2 tRNA genes and 3 rRNA genes are annotated in these 5,585 nt (G+C 51.7%); all 5 read right to left on the minus strand.

The annotated features are described in order from the left end of the window. Window positions 1–105, minus strand: a 5S ribosomal RNA gene (gene rrf, locus ACYASS_RS17655); the annotation flags it as partial. Between the two features lie 157 nt (window positions 106–262). Beyond that, window positions 263–3,156: ribosomal RNA gene (locus tag ACYASS_RS17660) — 23S ribosomal RNA — on the minus strand. Between the two features lie 228 nt (window positions 3,157–3,384). Beyond that, window positions 3,385–3,460 (minus strand) — tRNA-Ala (locus tag ACYASS_RS17665). 44 nt (window positions 3,461–3,504) lie between these two features. After that, window positions 3,505–3,581 (minus strand) — tRNA-Ile (locus ACYASS_RS17670). A 96-nt stretch (window positions 3,582–3,677) separates the two neighbouring features. Further along, window positions 3,678–5,216 (minus strand): 16S ribosomal RNA (locus ACYASS_RS17675). Between the last annotated feature and the right edge of the window lie 369 nt (window positions 5,217–5,585).

Consider the following 5,585-nt stretch of genomic DNA (forward strand, 5'->3'; position numbering starts at 1 on the left):
ACCTACTCTCACATGGGGAAACCCCACACTACCATCGGCGATACATCGTTTCACTACTGAGTTCGGGATGGGATCAGGTGGTTCCAATGCTCTATGGTCGTCAAGAAATTCAGGTGCCGGTTCGTGCCCTTGCGGGACGCCTCAGCGAATGGGTATGTGATAGATCGGTTCAGTGTGCGAACAAACTTTCGGTTTGTGTCGTCTTCACAGTCACCGCAATCTGGTCTTTTCTTTCGAATCGTACAGATTGCTTGGGTGTTATATGGTCAAGCCTCACGGGCAATTAGTATGGGTTAGCTCAACGCCTCACAGCGCTTACACACCCCACCTATCAACGTCGTAGTCTTCGACGGCCCTTCAGGGAACTCAAGGTTCCAGTGAGATCTCATCTTGAGGCAAGTTTCCCGCTTAGATGCTTTCAGCGGTTATCTTTTCCGAACATAGCTACCCGGCAATGCCACTGGCGTGACAACCGGAACACCAGAGGTTCGTCCACTCCGGTCCTCTCGTACTAGGAGCAGCCCCTCTCAAATCTCAAACGTCCACGGCAGATAGGGACCGAACTGTCTCACGACGTTCTAAACCCAGCTCGCGTACCACTTTAAATGGCGAACAGCCATACCCTTGGGACCGGCTTCAGCCCCAGGATGTGATGAGCCGACATCGAGGTGCCAAACACCGCCGTCGATATGAACTCTTGGGCGGTATCAGCCTGTTATCCCCGGAGTACCTTTTATCCGTTGAGCGATGGCCCTTCCATACAGAACCACCGGATCACTAAGACCTACTTTCGTACCTGCTCGACGTGTCTGTCTCGCAGTCAAGCGCGCTTTTGCCTTTATACTCTACGACCGATTTCCGACCGGTCTGAGCGCACCTTCGTACTCCTCCGTTACTCTTTAGGAGGAGACCGCCCCAGTCAAACTACCCACCATACACTGTCCTCGATCCGGATAACGGACCTGAGTTAGAACCTCAAAGTTGCCAGGGTGGTATTTCAAGGTTGGCTCCACGCAGACTGGCGTCCACGCTTCAAAGCCTCCCACCTATCCTACACAAGCAAATTCAAAGTCCAGTGCAAAGCTATAGTAAAGGTTCACGGGGTCTTTCCGTCTAGCCGCGGATACACTGCATCTTCACAGCGATTTCAATTTCACTGAGTCTCGGGTGGAGACAGCGCCGCCATCGTTACGCCATTCGTGCAGGTCGGAACTTACCCGACAAGGAATTTCGCTACCTTAGGACCGTTATAGTTACGGCCGCCGTTTACCGGGGCTTCGATCAAGAGCTTCGCGTTAGCTAACCCCATCAATTAACCTTCCGGCACCGGGCAGGCGTCACACCCTATACGTCCACTTTCGTGTTTGCAGAGTGCTGTGTTTTTAATAAACAGTCGCAGCGGCCTGGTATCTTCGACCGGCATGAGCTTACGGAGCAAGTCCTTCACCCTCACCGGCGCACCTTCTCCCGAAGTTACGGTGCCATTTTGCCTAGTTCCTTCACCCGAGTTCTCTCAAGCGCCTTGGTATTCTCTACCCAACCACCTGTGTCGGTTTGGGGTACGGTTCCTGGTTACCTGAAGCTTAGAAGCTTTTCTTGGAAGCATGGCATCAACCACTTCGTGTTCTAAAAGAACACTCGTCATCAGCTCTCGGCCTTAGAACCCCGGATTTACCTAAGATTCCAGCCTACCACCTTAAACTTGGACAACCAACGCCAAGCTGGCCTAGCCTTCTCCGTCCCTCCATCGCAATAACCAGAAGTACAGGAATATTAACCTGTTTTCCATCGACTACGCTTTTCAGCCTCGCCTTAGGGACCGACTAACCCTGCGTCGATTAACGTTGCGCAGGAAACCTTGGTCTTTCGGCGTGGGTGTTTTTCACACCCATTGTCGTTACTCATGTCAGCATTCGCACTTCTGATACCTCCAGCAAGCTTCTCAACTCACCTTCACAGGCTTACAGAACGCTCCTCTACCGCATCATCAAAAGATGATACCCGTAGCTTCGGTACCTGGTTTGAGCCCCGTTACATCTTCCGCGCAGGCCGACTCGACTAGTGAGCTATTACGCTTTCTTTAAAGGGTGGCTGCTTCTAAGCCAACCTCCTAGCTGTCTAAGCCTTCCCACATCGTTTCCCACTTAACCAGGATTTTGGGACCTTAGCTGACGGTCTGGGTTGTTTCCCTTTTCACGACGGACGTTAGCACCCGCCGTGTGTCTCCCATGCTCGGCACTTGTAGGTATTCGGAGTTTGCATCGGTTTGGTAAGTCGGGATGACCCCCTAGCCGAAACAGTGCTCTACCCCCTACAGTGATACATGAGGCGCTACCTAAATAGCTTTCGAGGAGAACCAGCTATCTCCGAGCTTGATTAGCCTTTCACTCCGATCCACAGGTCATCCGCTAACTTTTCAACGGTAGTCGGTTCGGTCCTCCAGTTAGTGTTACCCAACCTTCAACCTGCCCATGGATAGATCGCCCGGTTTCGGGTCTATTCCCAGCGACTAGACGCCCTATTAAGACTCGCTTTCGCTACGCCTCCCCTATTCGGTTAAGCTCGCCACTGAAAATAAGTCGCTGACCCATTATACAAAAGGTACGCAGTCACCCAACAAAGTGGGCTCCCACTGCTTGTACGCATACGGTTTCAGGATCTATTTCACTCCCCTCTCCGGGGTTCTTTTCGCCTTTCCCTCACGGTACTAGTTCACTATCGGTCAGTCAGTAGTATTTAGCCTTGGAGGATGGTCCCCCCATGTTCAGACAAGGTTTCTCGTGCCCCGTCCTACTCGATTTCATTGCAAAGAGATTTTCGCGTACAGGGCTATCACCCACTATGGCCGCACTTTCCAGAGCGTTCCGCTAATCTCTAAACAACTTAAGGGCTGGTCCCCGTTCGCTCGCCACTACTAAGGGAATCTCGGTTGATTTCTTTTCCTCAGGGTACTTAGATGTTTCAGTTCCCCTGGTTCGCTCCATACACCTATGTATTCAGTGTAAGGTAACTGTCTTATGACAGCTGGGTTCCCCCATTCAGACATCTCCGGATCACAGTCTGTTTGCCGACTCCCCGAAGCTTTTCGCAGGCTACCACGTCTTTCATCGCCTCTGACTGCCAAGGCATCCACCGTATGCGCTTCTTCACTTGACCATATAACCCCAAGCAATCTGGTTATACTGTGAAGACGACATTCGCCGAAAGTTTGTTCTCACAAACTTTACCTTAGCCTGGACACGCACCAGTGAAAGAGGTGCCCAGTCTATATTTCTATCACATACCCAAATTTTTAAAGAACGATCTAATCAAAGACTAGAAATCAACACTCACCATCTCATCAATGGAGTGCTCATTTCTAAGCTTTCAAACAGAAGCAGTAAGTGGTGGAGCCAAGCGGGATCGAACCGCTGACCTCCTGCGTGCAAGGCAGGCGCTCTCCCAGCTGAGCTATGGCCCCGTATCCGGGTGTCGTACGCGCTCTGACCAACTTCACCAGGTAACTGGTGGGTCTGGGCAGATTCGAACTGCCGACCTCACCCTTATCAGGGGTGCGCTCTAACCAACTGAGCTACAGACCCAATATCGGGTGTGCAAAGCAAAAGCTGCTTCTAATCGTCTTCTTCAATGAATCAAGCAATTCGTGTGGGAACTTGTGCTGCAGCTGAGTCGTCGATTAAGGAGGTGATCCAGCCGCAGGTTCCCCTACGGCTACCTTGTTACGACTTCACCCCAGTCATGAATCACACCGTGGTAACCGTCCTCCCGAAGGTTAGACTAGCTACTTCTGGTGCAACCCACTCCCATGGTGTGACGGGCGGTGTGTACAAGGCCCGGGAACGTATTCACCGCGACATTCTGATTCGCGATTACTAGCGATTCCGACTTCACGCAGTCGAGTTGCAGACTGCGATCCGGACTACGATCGGTTTTATGGGATTAGCTCCACCTCGCGGCTTGGCAACCCTCTGTACCGACCATTGTAGCACGTGTGTAGCCCAGGCCGTAAGGGCCATGATGACTTGACGTCATCCCCACCTTCCTCCGGTTTGTCACCGGCAGTCTCCTTAGAGTGCCCACCATAACGTGCTGGTAACTAAGGACAAGGGTTGCGCTCGTTACGGGACTTAACCCAACATCTCACGACACGAGCTGACGACAGCCATGCAGCACCTGTCTCAATGTTCCCGAAGGCACCAATCCATCTCTGGAAAGTTCATTGGATGTCAAGGCCTGGTAAGGTTCTTCGCGTTGCTTCGAATTAAACCACATGCTCCACCGCTTGTGCGGGCCCCCGTCAATTCATTTGAGTTTTAACCTTGCGGCCGTACTCCCCAGGCGGTCAACTTAATGCGTTAGCTGCGCCACTAAGAGCTCAAGGCTCCCAACGGCTAGTTGACATCGTTTACGGCGTGGACTACCAGGGTATCTAATCCTGTTTGCTCCCCACGCTTTCGCACCTCAGTGTCAGTATCAGTCCAGGTGGTCGCCTTCGCCACTGGTGTTCCTTCCTATATCTACGCATTTCACCGCTACACAGGAAATTCCACCACCCTCTACCATACTCTAGCTTGCCAGTTTTGGATGCAGTTCCCAGGTTGAGCCCGGGGATTTCACATCCAACTTAACAAACCACCTACGCGCGCTTTACGCCCAGTAATTCCGATTAACGCTTGCACCCTCTGTATTACCGCGGCTGCTGGCACAGAGTTAGCCGGTGCTTATTCTGTCGGTAACGTCAAAACACTTACGTATTAGGTAAATGCCCTTCCTCCCAACTTAAAGTGCTTTACAATCCGAAGACCTTCTTCACACACGCGGCATGGCTGGATCAGGCTTTCGCCCATTGTCCAATATTCCCCACTGCTGCCTCCCGTAGGAGTCTGGACCGTGTCTCAGTTCCAGTGTGACTGATCATCCTCTCAGACCAGTTACGGATCGTCGCCTTGGTGAGCCATTACCTCACCAACTAGCTAATCCGACCTAGGCTCATCTGATAGCGCAAGGCCCGAAGGTCCCCTGCTTTCTCCCGTAGGACGTATGCGGTATTAGCGTCCGTTTCCGAGCGTTATCCCCCACTACCAGGCAGATTCCTAGGCATTACTCACCCGTCCGCCGCTCGCCACCAGGTACAAGTACCCGTGCTGCCGCTCGACTTGCATGTGTTAGGCCTGCCGCCAGCGTTCAATCTGAGCCATGATCAAACTCTTCAGTTCAAACATCTTTGGGTTTTGAGAAAACCCTAAACTTGGCTCAGCAATCGTTGGTTATTTCTTTGATTTCTCGCGGAGCAACTTACGATGCTGATAATCTGTTGACTTCAGTCTGACAGCGCAAGCACCCACACGAATTGCTTGATTCAATTGTTAAAGAGCGGTTGGTTAAGATCTTTCGTCTCAACCGAGGCGCGCATTCTACAGCAGCCTCTGTATCTGTCAAGCGGTTATTTTAAGAAGTTTTCAAAGTTTCCTTTGCAACTTCAACCACTTGCGCTTCGATCAACATCACGTTGCTCGTTAGCGGGAGGCGAATTCTACAGCGTTACAACCTGCTGTCAACTACCTTTTTCACCGCTTTCGATCAAC

This window comes from Pseudomonas sp. HP_14, from assembly GCF_055283875.1.